This window comes from Yoonia sp. (genome assembly GCF_030731595.1).
GTDB lineage: Bacteria > Pseudomonadota > Alphaproteobacteria > Rhodobacterales > Rhodobacteraceae > Yoonia.
On sequence record NZ_JANQTS010000082.1, the window covers coordinates 38,670 to 56,619 of the forward strand.

Here is a 17,950-nt window from a genome sequence, read left to right on the forward strand (position 1 = left end):
CACCTGAGCGCTTCCTGACGCAGCACCACTTTCTGCTTCAGCTTGCGTTCAGGTGAAACCACCGGGGGTAAGGTCTTGGACCGGATGCCATTCAGACGACATCGTCCGGTCCGGCTGCGCGCTTGTCGCCCGTGACCATCGCCCTTGCGAGGTTTTCATGATGGCGCACAGAGGCAAGAATGACGCCGCCCACATGCACCGCAATCAAGAAAAGCATCAGGTTGGCAAGCACCTCATGCACGTCTTTGATCGCCCCACCATCGCCTTCGCGAAGGGTTTCCGCCACGCCATCCTCGTCCGCAAATGCGGGCGACACGATCTGCGGCATCTGGGGCAGCATCGCGACGCGGCTGGTGTCTTCCAAGAGCCATCCGGTAAAGGCGGTGCCCGAAAGCGCCAAAAGCAAAGCCACGATCATCGCGGCTCCTGCGGGGTTGTGGCCAAGATACCGGCGTTCCGTCCCGCGCACCATGTCGCTGACATAGGCCAGTGCCTTTGACGGGCCGGTCAAGAATTGGCGAAAGCGCGCGTATTTTCCGCCCACGAGCCCCCAGACCAGCCGAAAGGCGACCAGTCCTGCCACCACATAGCCTGCAACCTCATGGACCGTATCCAGTTCCTCGGCGGTCAAATAGGCCACGGCAAATGCGACAACCAGCGACCAGTGAAAAATGCGGATCATCGGGTCCCAGACACGCAGCGTTGCAGCGCCTTTATCTCCGGCTGTCGTGGTCGTCTTCATCGTCTTGATCCTCTTGCTCATGCTCGTATTCAAATTCAATCACCGCCAAGGTCTGGGGATGCAGCATGACCTCGATCCAGCGGCCCGCAGCGTCGCGGCCATGGATTTTATAGCATCCGTCATCAATCTTGATCCGGGTCACGGTCCAGCCATTGTCGGCAATCAACTGCGCGACCGCTTCACGCGGTTGCCAATCGGCCATCGGTACAAAGCAATGGTTGTCATCGGCAAGCGCGGCAGCCGTCGGCAGCACGCATATCAAAGCCAGCATTGTCAGTATCTTCTTCATACGGCACACTCCGGGCTGCGATCCTATTTGCAAACCTTGCCCGTTCCACCTGACAGGTTCCTGAAGCGCGGGGGCTGATGCACGTCAGCTTTGCGTAAGCTTGGCTGGTAAAGAAGGATCACCTGACAAAGGAGCCAAACCGCGATGCGTGTCCTGCTGATCGAGGATGATACTGTTCTAGGCGCTGCGGTGCGCGACCAGATCGTGGCCGACGGCCAGTCGGTGGACTGGGTGACGCGCCTTGATGCGGCAGCCGAGGCGATGGCCGTTGCCGCCTATGATCTGGTCTTGCTTGACCTCATGCTGCCCGATGGCCGTGGGATCGGCTTTCTGAAGGGACTGCGGCAAAGGGGCGATGTCACCGCAGTGATTATCCTGACCGCCCTTGACCAGATTTCGGACCGGATCGAGGGGCTGAATGCTGGCGCGGATGATTATCTTGTCAAACCCTTCGACCTTTCGGAACTCTCTGCCCGGATCGGATCGGTGGCGCGGCGCTACTCTGGCAATCCGAACCCGATCATCACCCATGGCGCGCTTGAGGTCGATCTTGCGTCTCGCAGCATCTTCCGGGATGGCAAGCCCGTGCAACTGACCGCACGCGAATGGGCCTTGTTCGAGGCGTTCCTGTCCCGCCCCGGTCAGCTTTTGTCAAAGGCGCAGCTTGAGGACAAACTCTATGCCTTCGGGGTCGAAATCGACAGCAACACGATCGAAGTCCACATCAGCCGCCTGCGCAAGAAACTGGGCGCTGATGTTGTGCTGACAGAGCGCGGGATGGGCTACCGATTGGGCGCGCCATGAGGCTGGCGCGTAGCCTTCAGGCCCGTCTGGGGCTGTCGCTGGGTTTTGTGCTGACATGCCTTTGGGTCGGCACCGCGTCGGTCACGGGTGTCAACCTGCGACATGAAATGGACGAGGTTTTTGATTCCGCGTTGCAGGAAACCGCGCAGCGCCTGCTTCCTCTTGCGGTCCAAGAGATTGTCAATCGTGACGATGACGGCGTCACCCAACGCCTTGGCGCGGTCCGCGAACATACAGAGTTCTTTACCTATATCGTCAGCGATGCGCGCGGGCGCATCCTGCTCAAGTCACATGACGCCGATCCAGAGGTGTTCCCCCCCTATGACGGGGCAGGTTTCCGACAGACCGCAACCCATCGGCTTTACAATGACGATGCGTTGCAGGGCAGCATTCGCATCACTGTGGCCGAACCGCTTGACCACCGCACAGCGGTGGCACGCGAAATCCAGATGGGTCTTGGCCTGCCACTGCTGATCGTGATCCCGCTGGCCTTGCTTGCCATCGCGCTGGTGGTGCGGGCAAGCTTTGCCTCGGTGCGCCGGTTTCGCGAAAGACTGGGCGCGCGCGACGCAGGCGACCTGTCGCCAGTTCCGGACACTGATATTGCGCTGGAATTCGCCCCCGTGACCGCAGCGCTGAATGGGCTTCTTAGCCGCCTCAAGGGGGCATTCGACGCTGAACGCAGCTTTGCGGCCAACGCCGCCCATGAATTGCGCACGCCCCTTGCAGGCGCCATCGCGCAGGCGCAGCGGCTTCAGTCAGAGACCAAAGAACCTGCCGCCAAAGCGCGCGCCGCCGACATCGAGGCCACGCTCAAACGGTTGACCCGCCTTTCCGAACGCCTGATGCAACTGGCCCGCGCCGAAGGTGGCCGCCTGCGGCTGGATCAGGCTTCGGATTTGCGCGGCATTGCGGATCTGGTCATCACGGAAATGGCGCGGACAACGACGGCTGAAAGGATCACTTTGGCGTTGCCGGATAAACCCGTGATGTCGGATCTGGACCCTGACGCCTTTGGCATCCTGTGTCGCAACCTTGTCGAAAATGCAGTGCGGCACGGGTCAGAAACAGAACCTGTCGCCGTAAGTCTATCACAAGACGGCACATTCCGTGTCGCGAACGCGGGTCCTGTCATCCCCGAAGCGACCCTTGCCAGCCTGACCGCCCGCTTCGAAAGGGCCGGAGCCGAGACAAGTGGCAGCGGACTTGGCCTAGCCATCGTCGCGGCCATAGCGGAACGGATAGGCAGCCGCCTGATCCTGCGCTCTCCGCGCTTGGGCCATGCAGACGGTTTCGAAGCAGTGGTCCAGATTCCCCTATCGGTGTCGGATAGCTGACAGGACGCTGGAACAGGACAGGCAAAAGTACTGTCCAAAGCCGGTATGGTCCCTGGCTCAGGACGCATCTGCGACAGAAATGGCCGCGCTACATCAACGCATAAAGCCGCATGAGAACCGTTTGCTCTTTGCGCGCTCCGACACCGACAAAAAGCGTGCGATTGACCCAAGCATAGCGGTCATCGCCTGTCTCCAAACGCGCATGTGTGCGCATGTAATAGCTGTCGGGTGACACTTCTTCGCCGCGGGCAATCGCCTCGATCACCGCTTTGGGGCCATGCCGATAGCCGTAGTTGATGATTTCGATCGTGGCACCGTCATGGGTTTCCAATGCATAACGGGTATCCAACTCGGCCAGCCCATCGGCAAAAACGGTTTGCCAATCGGCACCTACTGCCAAGATTTTACCCTGCAACTTCGGGCCAGACATGGTTCCGCCCACAATCGGTATGATCCTACGCTCTCCGGCTCTGCCCTGCCCCATAGCGCGGATCGGGTCCAGTGCGACGGTCAGATCCGTGACCAGTTCAAGCTTGGGGACGGGAAGAACCATCGCAATCATCCTTTATGTGCCATCAATGCAAAACTGTTTACCTGATTAACAATACACAGTACACCTGTCGATAGAATAAGGAACATGGTCATGGCACCCCGCACAGTTACAAAAAGCCTCGAATTTGAAATGACAGATGTTGTCTCTGACCTTGAAACTTTGGTCGGCTACAACATGAAACGGGCCTATGTTGCGATCCAGAAAGATTTCCGCGCCGCCTTGGGCGAAGGCGGGCTTTCACCGCGCACGTTCTCGGCGCTTTCGCTTGTGGTGGCCCACCCAAATATCAGCCAGAGCGATCTTGCACGGATGCTGGGCATTGAACGCTCGGGCCTTGTGGCCATCATTGACGATCTGGAAGCCCGGAAGTTCCTGAGCCGCACACTTGTGCCCGGTGATCGCCGCGTGCAGGCTCTGGTCCCCACGAAGGCGGGGATCGCGGCCTATGGTGCAACACTGGTCACGGTTCAGGCCCATGAGGACCGGCTTCTGGCTGACCTTTCCACATCCGAAAAAGACACGCTCATGCAATTGCTGATGAAAATCCGCCTGACCGATAGGGAAAGCTAGAATGCAAGATTGGGCGGGGTACGGCGCAATCGTCACAGGGGCTGCATCGGGGCTCGGGGCCGCCACTGCGGCGCGGCTGGCCCAAAGCGGACTGAAAGTCACGGTTTTTGATCTGAACGCCGACGCGGGACAGGCGCATGCCCAAAGCATCGGCGGCGCCTTTGCCAAGGTCGATGTCGCGGACCCGCAATCGGTGGCAGCGGGCATTGCAACAGCCGCAGCGGCCCATGGTCCGACGCGCATTCTGGTCAACTGCGCTGGCATTGGCGGCGCGGCCAAGACCGTGTCGCGCGGCGCACCCCATGATCCAGCGCTTTTTGAACGGGTGATCCGCGTCAATCTGCTGGGCAGTTTCAACTGCGCCAGTCAAGCCGCCGCAGGCATGGTGGCCGCCGATCCCGTTGATGCGGACGGCGCACGCGGGGTGATTATCAACACAGCTTCGGTCGCGGCCTATGACGGGCAAATCGGGCAGCTGGCCTATGCGGCAAGTAAAGGCGGGATTGTGGGGATGACCCTGCCTATGGCCCGTGATCTGGCCGACAAGGGCATTCGTGTTTGCACCATCGCGCCCGGTCTGTTTCTGACGCCGCTGCTCCATGAACTCCCCCCCGAGGTGCAGGCTTCGTTGGGCGCGCAGGTCCCTTTCCCGTCACGACTGGGCGATCCGGCCGAATACGGCGAAATGGTCGATCACATCACCCGCAACCCGATGCTGAACGGCGAAGTCATCCGCTTGGATGGCGCTATTCGCATGGCACCCCGCTAAAACAGAGCCCAAGATCATGACCCAAGACACCGCAGCCACTTCGGGCGATTTCTGGAACCCGACATTCCTTTACGACCAGCGCGATGATGGATCGCTCGTCATGCGCCAGGACGGCGTACTGCCGGACTATCCTCCATTGCTGGCCGACTACATGGACAAATGGGCCGATGCGACGCCCGAGGCCACATGGATCGCCCGCCGCAAGGATGGTGGGGACTGGCAGCATATCAGCTACGGCCAAGGGCGGATGCAGGCCCGCGCGATTGGTGCGGCCTTGCTGGGTATGGGGCTGGGCCCAGAACGTCCTTTGCTGATCCTGTCGGAAAACAGCCTTGAACACGCGCTCCTGGGGATGGCCTGCGCCTATGTCGGCGTCCCTTATGCGCCGCTGTCCCCCGCCTATTCGCTGGTTTCGACCGACCATGCCAAGCTGCGCGATATTGCGGCGTTGCTGAAACCCGGTGCCATTTTCGCCGATGACGGGGGCAAATTCGCCAATGCGATTGCGGCAATCAGCAGTCATGGCACCGCGGTTATCAACCTCACCAACCCGATCAGTGGTGCGGTCCCCTTTGCGGACCTGCTTGCGACCGATCCCGCCCCTGCCGCTGCCGCGCGGGCCAGACTGACGCCAGAGTCCGTGGTCAAATACCTGTTTACGTCAGGCTCTACAGGCTCTCCGAAGGCTGTGATCAACACCAACCGGATGATCTGCGCGATGCAGGCGATCGTGCGCGATTGCTACAGGTTCTTGACCAAACAACCGCCCGTCGTGCTGGATTGGGGCCCGTGGAACCACACCGCTGCAGGCAACAAGGTCTTTTACCTCGTTATGACAAACGGCGGTAGCTATTACATCGACGATGGCCGTCCCGTGCCGGGCAAATTCGACGAGACCCTGCGCAATCTGCGCGACATTTCCTGTACGTGGTATTTCAACGTGCCGATGGGTTACGATTTGCTGGTCGAGCAGCTCGAGGCGGACCCCGCACTGGCAGCGACCTTTTTCAATAAATTGGGCATGATGTTTTATGCGGGCGCCGGAATGGCGCAGCGCACATGGGACAGGCTGCGCGCCGCAGGGCGTGCCGCGACGGGCCACGAGGTGCTGCTGGCCACTGGACTGGGTGCCACAGAAACCGCGCCCTTCGCCTTGGCCTGCACCGAACCGCAAGAAAAGTCCGGCAATGTGGGTGTGCCTTCTTTGGGACTTGCGCTCAAGCTGGTGCCGAACGGGGGCAAGTTGGAGGCACGGATCAAGGGGCCAACCATCTTTCCCGGCTACTACGGCGACCCTGAGCAAACCGCCAAGGCCTTCGACGCGGATGGCTATTACTGCATGGGCGACGCGTTGCGCCCTGCGGACCCTGATGACTTTACCAAGGGTTTCTTCTTTGACGGGCGGATCGCCGAGAATTTCAAGCTCTCGACCGGCACATGGGTTGCGGTCGGCGCAGTGCGTGCGGGTCTGGTCGATGCTATGGACGGGCTGATCCGCGATGCGGTGATCACCGGCGAAGACGAAGCGGAACTGGGTGCGATGGTCCTGCTATCACAAGAAGCCCAGAAAATGCCCCAGACCGATTTGCGCGCAGCACTTTCAGAAAAGCTGGCCGCCGCGGCAAAGGCCGCGACAGGCTCTGCCAGCCGCGTGCGGCGGATCATTGTGCTGGAGGAGGCCCCCAGTTTCGACAAGGGTGAAGTGACCGAGAAAGGGTCCCTGAACCAGCGCGCGCTGCGGGCTCAACGTGCCGACACCCTTGCACAGCTTTATAGCGACGACCCCGCGGTCATCGCGGTCTGATTGCCTAGCCAAAACCGTCGATAAACCAGACCAGCCAGAGCGTGATGGCAGGAAAGGACGCCAAGATGACGACGCGGATCAGGTCGGTGACCACGAAGGGCAAGGCACCCTTGTAGGTTTCCTTGATCGGCGTGTCCTTGGCCATCCCGTTGATGATGAAGAGGTTCATCCCCACGGGCGGCGTAATTAATCCCACCTCGACCACGATCAGCACCAGAATACCGAACCAGAGGCCAAAGTCCTGCGGTGACATGCCGAAATCCAGAACGATCATGATCGGATAGATGATCGGCACCGTCAAAAGCACCATAGACAGACTGTCCATCACGCAACCGAAGACCAGATACATGAACAAGACAATCGCCAGTACGACCCACGGCGAAAGGCCCGCATCGCCAACCCATGCGGCGGCAGTCTGGGGCAACTGGCTGAGGGCCAGAAAGCTGTTGTAGAACCCCGCGCCCAAAATAATCAGATAGATCATGGCCGAGGCGCTGGCGGTCGCAAGGATCGCTTGCCTGAGGCGCGCCCAAGTCATCTGCCCCGAAAGAATGCTGATCAGCCCTGTACCTGCGGCACCGACAGCCGCCGCCTCTGTGGGTGTAAAGACACCGATATAGATACCGCCCACCACAACCACAAAGATCGTCAGAACCGGCCAGACCTTGGCCAAGGCGACAAAGCGCTCTGCCCATGGCACACGGTCCTTGACCATCGCGGCATTCGGGGACACCCGCACCCAGATCGAAATCGCAAGGATATATCCAAGCGCGGCCAAAATCCCCGGGATCAGCGCAGCCACAAACAGTTTTTCAATGTTCTGCTCGGCCAGAATGGCGTAGATTACAAGGATGACCGAAGGCGGGATCAAGATGCCCAATGTCCCACCCGCCGCCAAGGTCCCGGTCGCAAGCGACCCGGGATAGCCGTAGCGGCGCAATTCGGGCAAGGCCACCTGCCCCATTGTGGCCGCCGTCGCCAAGGAACTCCCGCAGATCGCGCCAAATCCGGCGCAGGCCCCAATCGCCGACATCGCCACGCCACCGCGGCGATGGCCCAGAAAACTTTCTGCGGCACGGAACAACGAGGCAGACATCCCCGAAAGGGTCGCGAATTGCCCCATGAGCAGAAACAGCGGAATGATCGAGAACGAATAATTGGAGAAAGTCCCATAGGTGACATTCTTGAAGGCGTTCAGGACAGGCAGTGCTGTGCCATAGACCAGATAGGCCCCGCCAATGCCTACGCTCATCATCGCCAGAGCGATCGGGACGCGCAGAAAAACAAGCAGCAAAAGAACCGGGAATGACCAAAGTGCAAGGGCCAGATCACTCATGTCTGGTGCTCCACGACCGGCTCTTGCCAGATCAGGCTCCGGACCGAGCGCAGCACACAAAAGGCGGCGACCAGCACAAAACCGACTGCACCGACCAGACAGGCGGCATAGCCGATCCAGACCGGGACTTGAGCGATCAGGGTTGTTTCGCCAAAGCGCTGTTTATCCAACATGCCAAGCCAGAGCCGGTGCGCGATCAGGGACGCCAAGACCAGCATCGCCGCATCAATAACGAGGTTCAGCAGGCGGTTCACGAGATCGGGCAAAGCGGGTTTAAACAAATCGACAGCGGCATGGGCTGTCAGGTATTGGCACCAGGGCAAGAAGGCAAAGATCGCGGCGCCCACGGCGATTTCCGTGTAATCATAGATGCCGCGGATCGGTCCACAGCAGATGCCTGCAGAAAACAAGGCCCTGCCCATGATCGAGACGCATGTCAGGACAACGATCACCACGAGCAATAGTCCGCCCGCAAGCGCCAACATGCGCGCGACGGCCCCCGCAGACCGTGAGAGCATCTCATACATCGCTATCCCCAGTGCATCTAAACAAAGCGTAAAGATCCGGGCGCCTCGCAGGGCGCCCGGATCATTGTGAAGAGGTGTTAGACGCCAAGCATCTCTGATTTTTCGTCGATCAACGCTTTGGCGCGGTCGATCAATGCCTGACCATCAATACCCTGAGACGCCATGTCGGCAATCCAGCGGTCGATAACCGGCTGTGCGGCCGCTTTCCAACGCGCAACTTCGGTTTCATCCAGCGTGATGATGTTGTTGCCTGCATCCACCGCGATCTGACGACCCGGTGCATCATAGTCCAACATGACCTGCGAGAAGGCCTGCGCCATTGCAGCACCGCTTTCCGCGTCAAGGATTTCGCGCAGATCGTCCGGCAGCGCATTATAGGCGTCCTTGTTCATCACCATGATGATCGTCGCCGTATACAGTGCTTCTGGACCGCCGAACTCGGTGTGGTTCGAAACCAGCTCTGCCAAACGGATGGACGGTGTGACCTCCCACGGGATCACTGTGCCGTTGATGACGCCTTTGGACAGCGCCTCTGGAATGGCAGGCAGCGGCATGCCGACAGGTTCGGCACCCAGTTCCGACAACAGATCGTTGATGATCCGGGTCGGACCACGCAAGGTTTTACCCGCCATATCTTCGAGCTTTTCAATCGGCTCTTCCGAGTGGATCAGGCCCGCTCCGTGGACCCAACCGGCCAATACCTTGAAGTCCCCGTATTCGCTTTCGGCAAAGTCGTCTTCGATCATCTGTTGGAACGCCAAAGAGGTGGCAATCGAATTCTTCATGATGAATGGCAGTTCGAACACTTCGGTCCGTGGGTAGCGGCCCGGTGTGTAACCCACAACGGACATCGCGATGTCCACAACACCGTCACGTGCCTGATCGAGCAGTTCAGGTGGACGCCCACCCAATGCCATGGCGTCAAAATGCTGAATGCGCAAACGGCCACCGGAGGCTGCCTCTAGGCGCTCGCCCCAAGGTTTGAACGCAAAGGCAGGGAGCGGTGCGACAGGTGGCAAGAACTGATGGAACCGCAGGGTCGCGTCCTGCGCAAAAGCCATATTCGGCCCGACACCGGCGGCAAATGCACCAGCGGCAGTGGTTTTCAGAAAGTCTCTTCTTTTCATGGTAACTCCTCCCAAAGATTTCCAGTTAGATGCGCAAGGGTTATTCACTCTGCGCGTTGATTTTGCCTCTTGTCACCTGAATTTAGGCTCCCGCTTCTCAAGAAAGGCACGCAGACCTTCCTTTGCCCCGTCAGATGACTGCGACATCGCTGCCGCAAGGCTCTCGGTGAACATCCCATCGCTTCGTGACATGTCCCCAATTCGTGAAATCGCATTGATCATCAGATAGTTGGAGAACGGCGCGTTGTCCGCAATGCGGCGCGCCAGTGTCCGCGCCAGCGGGACCCCCTCGCCCTCGGCTACCGCATAATGGGTCAAGCCCATCGCCAACCCGTCCTCAGCGCCATAACTGCGCCCTGTCAGCATCATTTCCCGCATCCGGTCGGCCCCCAGGATACGGCCCACGCGCACGGTCGCACCGCCACCGACAAAAATCCCGCGTCGCCCTTCAGGCAGTTGAAACCGCACAGAAGGTTCGGCAATCCGCACATGAGTCGAGGTCGCGATCTCGAGCCCGCCACCAATGACCGCACCTGTCAGCACAGAGATCACGGGCAGCCCTCCGAATTCGATCAACTCGGATACACGGTGCCAGTTGCGCGAATGGTAAACGCCCGGGATCGGCTTTCTGCATTCATGCTCGGCCAAATCAAGGCCGGAACAAAAATGCCCGCCCTCGCCACGCAGAATAACAGCATTCACGCCTTCGGGTGGCTTGGAAAAGAACACATCAAGCGCATCGACCAGCGCATCATTCATGGCGTTGCGCTTTTCAGGACGATTGAAGATGATTGTCGCAATATCCCCGTCCACTTCAACGCGCGTGACAGAAGTATCGAGGTCCGTGGACTGCATCTTTTTCTCCGCAAAGGGTCGTTCTTGAAAACTGTTGTATATGGTTAACAGTTTTGCTGTATATCTTTTTTTGCATGATGCACACAAAAGGGAGGTTCGCATGGTCGATTTCACCAAGGTCAAGGCCATTGATTTCCACACGCACGCCGAAGAACCCTGCTGTGATCATCGCGATGATGGTTACAATGAATTTCAAGCAGGCATGGCCGCTTACTTCAATAATCCTGCAGGCGCGCAGGGAATGTTGCCCACTGTGCAGGACACCGCCAACTATTACCGCGAACGCAATATCGCCGCTGTGATCTTTCCCGTGGATGCCGAACGCGAAACCGGATTTCGACGCTACTCCAACGAGGAAGTCGCCAAAATCTGTGCCGAGAATGACGATATCCTGATTCCTTTTGCCTCGGTCGATCCCCACAAAGGCAAGGCAGGTGCGCGCGAAGTCCGGCGTCTGGTCCGCGACTTTGGCGTGCGCGGGTTCAAGTTTCACCCCACCATGCAGGGGTTTTACCCCAATGATCGCGAAACGGCCTATACCGTGCTTGAAGCCTGCGCCGAGGAAGGGGCTATCACGCTCTTTCATACCGGCCAGACCGGTGTGGGATCGGGTATGCGCGGTGGCATGGGGATGCGGCTGAAATACTCTAATCCGATGTACCTTGATGACGTGGCCGTTGATTTTCCCGATATGCCGATCGTATTGGCCCATCCGTCGTTCCCATGGACCGAGGAAGGTCTGGCCGTCGCCCAGCACAAGCCCAATGTCTACTACGATATGTCCGGCTGGTCGCCCAAATACTTCCCCGAGACCTTCATCCGCTACGCAAACTCGATCCTGAAAAAGAAGATGCTGTTCGGCTCCGACTGGCCCGCGATCACGCCGGACCGCTGGTTGGCCGACTTTGAGAACGCAGCATTCAAAGACGAAGTCCGGCCTTTGATCCTGAAAGAAAACGCATTGCGGATTTTGGGCGAAACCACGGCTTAGGGCGGGACGAACGGGAGGGTAAACCACATGGCAGAGCAAGCACCACAGGATGACCAGATCACGCTGGACCAATTGGACCGCGACCCGTTTCCGATCTATCGCCGCCTGCGCGCCCAGACCCCCGTGCTGCGGGTAAAATCCGCAGGCCGCACCCTGCTGACCAAGGCCGTCGATACAAAATACGTCAAGGACAACCCCGCCATTTTCAGCTCTGACGACCCCAATACCCCGATGAAACGCGCCTTTCGCGCCCATACGCTGATGCGCAAGGACGGCGAAGCGCACCGCCGCGAACGCATGGCGATGGCCCCCGCCTTTGCGGCCAAGGTGATCCAGAATGACTGGATGCCCAAATACGAGCAAATCGCCCGCGACTACGTGGGCCGCCTGCCCCGTGGCGAGGTCGTCGACCTCTTTGCGATCCTGTCAGGCGCCTATGCCGCCCGCGGCCTTGCGATCTTGCTTGGCATGGAAGAGGCCAGCGACGCGGACATGCTGGAATGGTCCCAAGCCCTGATCGAAGGCGCTGGCAACTTCGGTTGGCGGGATGAACCCTTTGCCCGCAGCGACCGCGCCAATGACGCCATTGATGCGCTGCTGGACCGCATTCAGGATCGCCACCGCGCCGCCCCGAACAATTCGGCCTTTTCAGTGATGATCAATGCCGATGATCCGATCCCCATGTCGCAAATCTATGCGAACATCAAAATCGCGATCGGCGGCGGGATCAACGAACCGCGCGATGCGCTGAATACGATCCTTTACGGGCTGCTGACCAACCCTGACCAACTGGCCGAAGTGAAGCGCAATGATGACTGGGACAAAGCATTCGAAGAAGGCGTGCGCTGGGTCGCACCCATCTCTGCCTCTTCCCGTTTGGTGACAGAAGACACCGAAATTCGCGGCTATCTGATCCCCAAAGGCGATACGGTCATGACCATTCAGGCCAGTGCCAACCGCGACGAAGACCTGTTTGACGATGGCGAGGTCTTTCAGGTCTATCGTGACAAGAACCCGCATCAATCCTTTGGCAACGGCCCGCACTTCTGCCAGGGCACTCATGTGGCACGGCGCGCGGTGGGCAAGGTGATGTTGCCGATCCTGTTTGACCGTTTTCCCAATATGGAAATTCCCGATACCGATGCGGTGATCTGGCGCGGCTTTGGCTTTCGCGGGGCTGTTCAGATCCCTGTCCTGTTGAAGTAGCCGCTGTTTTGACCGCCTTTATTGCCCCGACCGAAGATATCCTGTTCTCGCTGCACCATGTGGCGGGGGCCAGCAGCCTTGCAAGTTGGGACCCTGAGTTGGCAGGCGACATCTTGGGCCACTTTGCCGGTTTTGCCGAAGGTGTCATTGCGCCGCTCAATGCGGTCGGCGACCGCCAGCATGCGCAACTGGTCAACGGACGCGTGCGGATGCCCGACGGCTTTGTCGCTGCCTATGCCCAAATGGCCGAGGACGGCTGGCAAGGGCTGACAGCCCCCGAAGCCTTTGGCGGCATGGGAGCCTCGCCCTTGATCGCGGCAGGGGTATCCGAGGTATTTTCCGGCGCGAACCACGCGCTGCAAATGGTCTGCAATCTGGTGCCCGGTGCGATTGCGACGCTGATGAAATACGGCACGCTGGCCCAGCAAAGCGAGTGGATTGCGAAACTTGCCTCTGGCGCTGCCCTCTCGACCATGTGCCTGACCGAAGCGCAGGCGGGATCGGATCTCTCGGCGATCCGGTGCCGCGCTGAAAACTCTGATGAGGGATGGCGGATTACGGGCGAGAAAATCTTTATCTCCGGCGGCGATCAGGACATGACTGCCGAAATCCTGCATCTGGTACTGGCGCGCAGCGGCCCCGCAGACTCTGGCATGAAAGGGCTGTCTTTGTACCTTTGCCCAGCCCAGCCCGGAGTCAGTGTTACACGGATCGAAGAAAAGATGGGGCTGCATGCCTCGCCCACCTGCCAGTTGCGTTTTGACGGGGCCAAGGCAGAATTGATCGGGACCGAGGGGCAAGGGTTGCAAGCGATGTTCACCCTGATGAACCACGCCCGCATCGATGTCGCCCTGCAAGGGGTGGCCCACGCAAGCCGCGCCGCCGATATCGCCGCGGCCTATGCGGCCGAGCGCGTGCAAGGTCGCCTTTCTGACGGATCGCCCGCCCTGCTGCACCACCACGCAGATGTGCAGCGCATGTTGGACGACCAACGCCGCCTTGCCTTGGGCGCACGCGCGATGTGCCATATAGCCCTTGTGGCGCTCGAGACAGGTGACAGCCCCGCCCTTTGTGATTTCCTGACCCCGCTGTGCAAAGTCTTTGGCTCCCAGGCGGGTATCCGCGCCGCCGACCTCGGCATCCAGATCCTTGGCGGCTATGGCTATCTGACTGAATACGGCCTTGACCAGATTTGGCGCGATGCGCGGATCTGCGCAATCTACGAAGGCGCCAACGGCATCCATGAACGCAATATCGCCACCCGGGGGCTGCGGCCGGGCGGCGGCGCGGATGAGTTTGCGGGCCTCGTCACAGAACTGGCTGGTGGGTCCAAGACTGTGCTGGAGCGTTTGGCCGACTGGCAGATCTGGCGCAGCGCGATGACCCAGGCATCCGATCCACTGCCGCAAGCACACGCTTTCGCGCAGGAAACGGCCAATCTGTTTTTTGCCGCCGCTTGGGCGCGCATTGACGCTGTCGCGGATAATCATCAAACACCTCAAGAGCTCAAGCGCCTCGCGCTGGCGTTGATCTAGTCAAAAGGCACTCCATTCATGACACACCCTGATGTTCTGATCGCCGGTGGCGGCATTGGCGGGCTGACCTTGGCGCTGACATTGCACCAGATCGGGGTCAGCTGCCGCGTGATCGAAAGCTCGGCTGTGATGCAGCCTTTGGGGGTTGGCATCAACATCCAGCCCAATGCCGTGCGCGAATTGTTTGATCTTGGTTTCACCGCGCAGGACTTGGACAGCGTGGGGGTCCCCGCCCGCGAATGGGCCTTGGTCGGACTGAACGGCAAAGAAGTTTATGCCGAGCCGCGCGGGCTGGAGGCCGGCTATAAATGGCCGCAGTACGCCGCCCACCGCGGGGCCTTTCATATGCTGCTTTACCGCAAAGTCATCGCACGACTGGGCGCAGATGCCGTGCTTTTGGGATCGCGTGTGACGGGTTATCGTCAGTCTGGCACTGGTGTCACAGCTTTGGTGACACGGCCCGATGGCCGCACAGAAGAACAAGGCGCGCAACTCCTGATCGGGGCCGATGGCATCCATTCCGCCATCCGCGCCCAGATGCACCCAGACCAGCCGCCTATTCATTGGGGTGGTGCTGTGATGTGGCGCGGCACGGTCCGCGCCAAGCCGATGCGGACCGGATCATCCTTTGTCGGGCTTGGGACCCATGAACACCGCATGGTGATCTATCCGATCTCGGCCCCCGATAGCGAAGGCTATGCGCAAATCAACTGGATTGCCGAAGTGACCCGTGACAACGCAGGGGGCTGGCAGGAACAAGGCTGGTTCCGGCCCGTAGAGGTTGCCGATTTCGCGCATCATTTCGATCAGTTCCGCTATGACTGGCTGAATGTGCCAGAGATGCTGGCGCAAACCGATTGCGCCTATGAAAACCCGATGATCGACCGCGACCCGATCCCGACATGGGTCGACGGACCTGTTGCTTTGATGGGCGATGCCGCCCACGCGATGTATCCGACAGGGTCCAATGGCGCGAGCCAAGCCATCGTCGATGCCCGCGTGATCGGGGCGCAGATGCTCGCACACGGGGTGACGGCCACAGCACTTGCGGCCTATGACGCACAGCTTTGCGCACCGATCTCGGCGCTTGTCTTGCGCAATCGCGGGGCTGGGCCGTTCGGGTTGCTCAATCTTTTGGATGATCGCTGCGGCGGTGTGTTCGAGGACATCGAAGATGTTATCCCCGCGCAGGAGCGTGCGGAGTTTATGGCAACCTACAAGGCGGCGGCGGGCTTTGCGATTGACCGGTTGAATGCCGCGCCGCCAACGGTGCCGGTCGGAATGACTGTGCCCTAACCTTGGGCGATCGCATCCGGTGCTGCACGCAAAAGCGCACTGATGAAGGCACGCGCCGCGACAGAGCGGACTTCCTCTGACCGTGACATGATGCCGACCGCGCCGGTGGTGGCCGAGGTGTCCAGATCAAGCGCCACCAATCGCCCTTCGGCAAGGTCGCCCGCCACGACGCCATAGCTGATGACCCAGACCGTTTGCAGATCCGCCAAAGTCACGGCACGCCCGAAGGCAGAGGATGCAGACTCGATCCGATGTGTGAAAAGCGGCACGCCCTGGGAAATCAGCAGCCGCGCCACAAGTGACCGGATCGCGGAATCTTGCGGCGGATAAAGCACGCGGAACCGGTCCAGATCCTGAAACTGGCGGACCGATACCGCCGGACTGTCGGGGTGCGCCACCACAACAACCTGTTCCGTATAAAGCTGCAGGAACTCCAATCCCGTCATCGTTTCGGGCCGCCCCAGACGACCCACCACCAGATCAAGCCCGCCGCTGCGCAAACGTGTCGTCAAATCCTGATGCGGGCCTTCGTGAAGCTCCAGCAGGGTATCGGGGTTTGTTGCACCAAAATCGGATACGGCTTGCGGCAGAAGATGCGATGCGACACTCGGCAGCGCCCCGATGCGCAACTTGCCCGCAGACAGACCTGTGGCGCGCACATTGCGCAACCCGTGGCGCAGGGCAGAGGTGCTTTGTTCCGCAAATTGCAGGAAAATGTCACCTTCGGCGGTCAGTTGAACGCCCGCTCTGCTCCGCTCGAGCAGGACAACCCCGATAATCTCTTCCAGCTCCTTGAGCGCCTTGGAAATCGCCGGTTGCGTCAGGTTCATCTGTTCCGCGGCGCGCTTGAGACTGCCGGCACGGGCAATGGCGCTGAACGCATTGAGATGTCGAAACTTGATCCTGCGATCCATATAGTTTCCAAAAATAGCAATCAAAATGGTCAATTAGTTTATTTTCATCACCATTTCAACATGCCATTCCTGTTCAGCAAGAGGAGTAGAGCTGCATGAAAACCCAAGTCGCAATCATCGGTGGCGGGCCGTCGGGGCTTTTGTTGGCGCAACTTCTGCACACACGCGGCATCGAAAGCGTCGTTCTGGAACGCAAGACAAAGGACTATGTGCTGGGCCGAATCCGTGCAGGCGTTCTGGAACAGGGTCTTGTCAAACTCATGGAAGAGGCCGGATGCGCAGACCGCCTGCATGCCGAAGGCTATGTGCATGATGGCACGCTGATTTCCTACGGCGACGAGATGTTCCGCATCGACTTTACCGAACACACTGGAACCCCTGTGATCGTCTACGGGCAGACCGAAGTGACCCGCGATCTTTACGCTGCGCGGGAAAAAGCAGGCGGGCGCATTGATTTCAATGTCGACGATGTCGTGATCCACGGTGCCGATACCGATGCACCCTTTGTCACCTATACCGTCGCTGGTGAGCACCGGCGGCTGGAGTGTGATTTCATCGCCGGGTGCGACGGGTTTCATGGAGTCAGCCGCCAGACGATCCCGCTGGATGTGCGCCGCGAATACGAAAAAGTCTATCCTTTCGGCTGGCTTGGCATCCTGTCCGAAACCCCGCCGGTGAACCACGAATTGATCTATGCCAATTCGCCGCGCGGCTTTGCGTTGTGTTCGATGCGCAATGAGAACCTCAGCCGCTATTACATCCAGTGTTCGCTTAGCGACAAGCCAGAGGATTGGACGGACGAGGCGTTCTGGCAGGAACTCAAGCGGCGGATCCCGGCGGATCAGGCCGCCAATCTGGTGACAGGCCCGTCGATCGAAAAATCCATAGCACCCTTGCGGTCTTTCGTGACCGAACCAATGCGCTGGGGCCGGTTGTTCTTGTGCGGGGATGCCGCCCATATCGTGCCACCGACGGGGGCCAAAGGGCTGAACACGGCCGCCTCTGATGTGCATTATCTCTACAATGGGCTGCGCGATTTCTACGAGAAAAACAGCACGCAAGAGATTGATTTATATTCGCAAAAGGCGCTTGCGCGGGTCTGGAAAGCGGAACGGTTTAGCTGGTGGTTCTCATCCATGATGCACCGCTACCCCGACCAGTCCGCATTCGACCTCAAAATGCAGGTGGCCGATCTGGAATTTCTGCGCTCGAACAAATCCGCCCAAAAGGCGATGGCCGAAAACTATGTGGGCTTGCCGTATTGATTTGCGCAGCCCAATCGCATTCACTGCAAA

18 protein-coding genes are annotated in these 17,950 nt (G+C 59.5%); 10 read left to right on the forward strand and 8 right to left on the reverse strand.

Going from position 1 to position 17,950, the window contains the following annotated elements:
* Positions 1-91: 91 nt before the first annotated feature.
* Both NWQ23_RS09045 and NWQ23_RS09050 read right to left on the reverse strand, forming a co-directional pair.
* On the reverse strand, positions 92-742 hold the full coding sequence (locus NWQ23_RS09045; RefSeq protein WP_306165962.1) for a cytochrome b/b6 domain-containing protein: 651 nt from the start codon (positions 740-742) through the stop codon (positions 92-94).
* A complete protein-coding gene (locus NWQ23_RS09050) occupies positions 714-1,031 on the reverse strand; it encodes a PepSY domain-containing protein (RefSeq protein WP_306165963.1) in 318 nt (105 codons plus the stop codon). Before NWQ23_RS09050 ends, NWQ23_RS09045 begins: the two co-directional genes overlap by 29 nt.
* A 144-nt stretch (positions 1,032-1,175) precedes the next feature.
* On the opposite strand from NWQ23_RS09050, the gene NWQ23_RS09055 reads away from it, so the two are divergent.
* Entirely contained in the window at positions 1,176-1,835 is a 660-nt protein-coding gene (locus tag NWQ23_RS09055) for a response regulator transcription factor (protein ID WP_306165964.1), read from the forward strand.
* A complete protein-coding gene (locus NWQ23_RS09060) occupies positions 1,832-3,172 on the forward strand; it encodes an ATP-binding protein (protein WP_306165965.1) in 1,341 nt (446 codons plus the stop codon). The genes NWQ23_RS09055 and NWQ23_RS09060 overlap by 4 nt, the downstream gene beginning before the upstream one ends.
* A gap of 88 nt (positions 3,173-3,260) precedes the next feature.
* On the opposite strand, the gene NWQ23_RS09065 is transcribed toward NWQ23_RS09060, so the two are convergent.
* On the reverse strand, positions 3,261-3,725 hold the full coding sequence (locus NWQ23_RS09065; protein WP_306165966.1) for a DUF3237 domain-containing protein: 465 nt from the start codon (positions 3,723-3,725) through the stop codon (positions 3,261-3,263).
* 90 nt (positions 3,726-3,815) lie between these two features.
* On the opposite strand from NWQ23_RS09065, the gene NWQ23_RS09070 reads away from it, so the two are divergent.
* The 3 genes from NWQ23_RS09070 to NWQ23_RS09080 are packed head-to-tail and all read left to right on the forward strand — an operon-like array spanning position 3,816 to position 6,868.
* Complete coding sequence (locus NWQ23_RS09070) at positions 3,816-4,295, forward strand: MarR family winged helix-turn-helix transcriptional regulator (protein WP_306165967.1); 480 nt, start codon at positions 3,816-3,818, stop codon at positions 4,293-4,295.
* Position 4,296: 1 nt separating this feature from the next.
* Complete coding sequence (locus NWQ23_RS09075) at positions 4,297-5,064, forward strand: SDR family NAD(P)-dependent oxidoreductase (RefSeq protein ID WP_306165968.1); 768 nt, start codon at positions 4,297-4,299, stop codon at positions 5,062-5,064.
* A 16-nt stretch (positions 5,065-5,080) separates the two neighbouring features.
* Positions 5,081-6,868, forward strand: coding sequence for a feruloyl-CoA synthase (locus tag NWQ23_RS09080; RefSeq protein ID WP_306165970.1), 1,788 nt, complete (start codon positions 5,081-5,083; stop codon positions 6,866-6,868).
* A gap of 4 nt (positions 6,869-6,872) precedes the next feature.
* Here NWQ23_RS09080 and NWQ23_RS09085 read toward each other — a convergent pair whose 3' ends face one another.
* From NWQ23_RS09085 to NWQ23_RS09100, 4 genes are all read right to left on the reverse strand, one after another.
* Entirely contained in the window at positions 6,873-8,204 is a 1,332-nt protein-coding gene (locus NWQ23_RS09085) for a TRAP transporter large permease (RefSeq protein WP_306165971.1), read from the reverse strand.
* Positions 8,201-8,731, reverse strand: coding sequence for a TRAP transporter small permease (locus NWQ23_RS09090; protein WP_306165972.1), 531 nt, complete (start codon positions 8,729-8,731; stop codon positions 8,201-8,203). The genes NWQ23_RS09085 and NWQ23_RS09090 overlap by 4 nt, the downstream gene beginning before the upstream one ends.
* A gap of 77 nt (positions 8,732-8,808) precedes the next feature.
* Positions 8,809-9,858, reverse strand: coding sequence for a TRAP transporter substrate-binding protein (locus tag NWQ23_RS09095; RefSeq protein ID WP_306165973.1), 1,050 nt, complete (start codon positions 9,856-9,858; stop codon positions 8,809-8,811).
* A 72-nt stretch (positions 9,859-9,930) separates the two neighbouring features.
* Positions 9,931-10,713, reverse strand: a complete 783-nt coding sequence (locus NWQ23_RS09100) for a crotonase/enoyl-CoA hydratase family protein (protein ID WP_306165974.1) — start codon at positions 10,711-10,713, stop codon at positions 9,931-9,933.
* 100 nt (positions 10,714-10,813) lie between these two features.
* Here NWQ23_RS09100 and NWQ23_RS09105 point away from each other — a divergent pair, with 100 nt between their 5' ends.
* Genes NWQ23_RS09105 through NWQ23_RS09120 form a run of 4 tightly spaced genes read left to right on the forward strand, consistent with a single transcriptional unit; the run spans position 10,814 to position 15,741 of the window.
* Positions 10,814-11,704: an amidohydrolase family protein gene (locus NWQ23_RS09105; protein WP_306165975.1), complete on the forward strand. Its 891-nt coding sequence runs from the start codon at positions 10,814-10,816 to the stop codon at positions 11,702-11,704.
* A gap of 27 nt (positions 11,705-11,731) precedes the next feature.
* On the forward strand, positions 11,732-12,910 hold the full coding sequence (locus tag NWQ23_RS09110) for a cytochrome P450 (RefSeq protein WP_306165976.1): 1,179 nt from the start codon (positions 11,732-11,734) through the stop codon (positions 12,908-12,910).
* 8 nt (positions 12,911-12,918) lie between these two features.
* Positions 12,919-14,445: an acyl-CoA dehydrogenase family protein gene (locus NWQ23_RS09115; protein ID WP_306165977.1), complete on the forward strand. Its 1,527-nt coding sequence runs from the start codon at positions 12,919-12,921 to the stop codon at positions 14,443-14,445.
* Positions 14,446-14,463: 18 nt separating this feature from the next.
* Entirely contained in the window at positions 14,464-15,741 is a 1,278-nt protein-coding gene (locus NWQ23_RS09120) for a flavin-dependent oxidoreductase (RefSeq protein WP_306165978.1), read from the forward strand.
* Here the strand turns inward: NWQ23_RS09120 and pcaQ are convergent.
* Positions 15,738-16,688, reverse strand: coding sequence for a pca operon transcription factor PcaQ (gene pcaQ, locus NWQ23_RS09125; RefSeq protein WP_306165979.1), 951 nt, complete (start codon positions 16,686-16,688; stop codon positions 15,738-15,740). The two genes, NWQ23_RS09120 and pcaQ, sit on opposite strands and share 4 nt — an antisense overlap.
* A gap of 62 nt (positions 16,689-16,750) precedes the next feature.
* On the opposite strand from pcaQ, the gene pobA reads away from it, so the two are divergent.
* Positions 16,751-17,920: a 4-hydroxybenzoate 3-monooxygenase gene (pobA, locus tag NWQ23_RS09130; protein WP_306165980.1), complete on the forward strand. Its 1,170-nt coding sequence runs from the start codon at positions 16,751-16,753 to the stop codon at positions 17,918-17,920.
* The last annotated feature ends 30 nt before the right edge of the window (positions 17,921-17,950 follow it).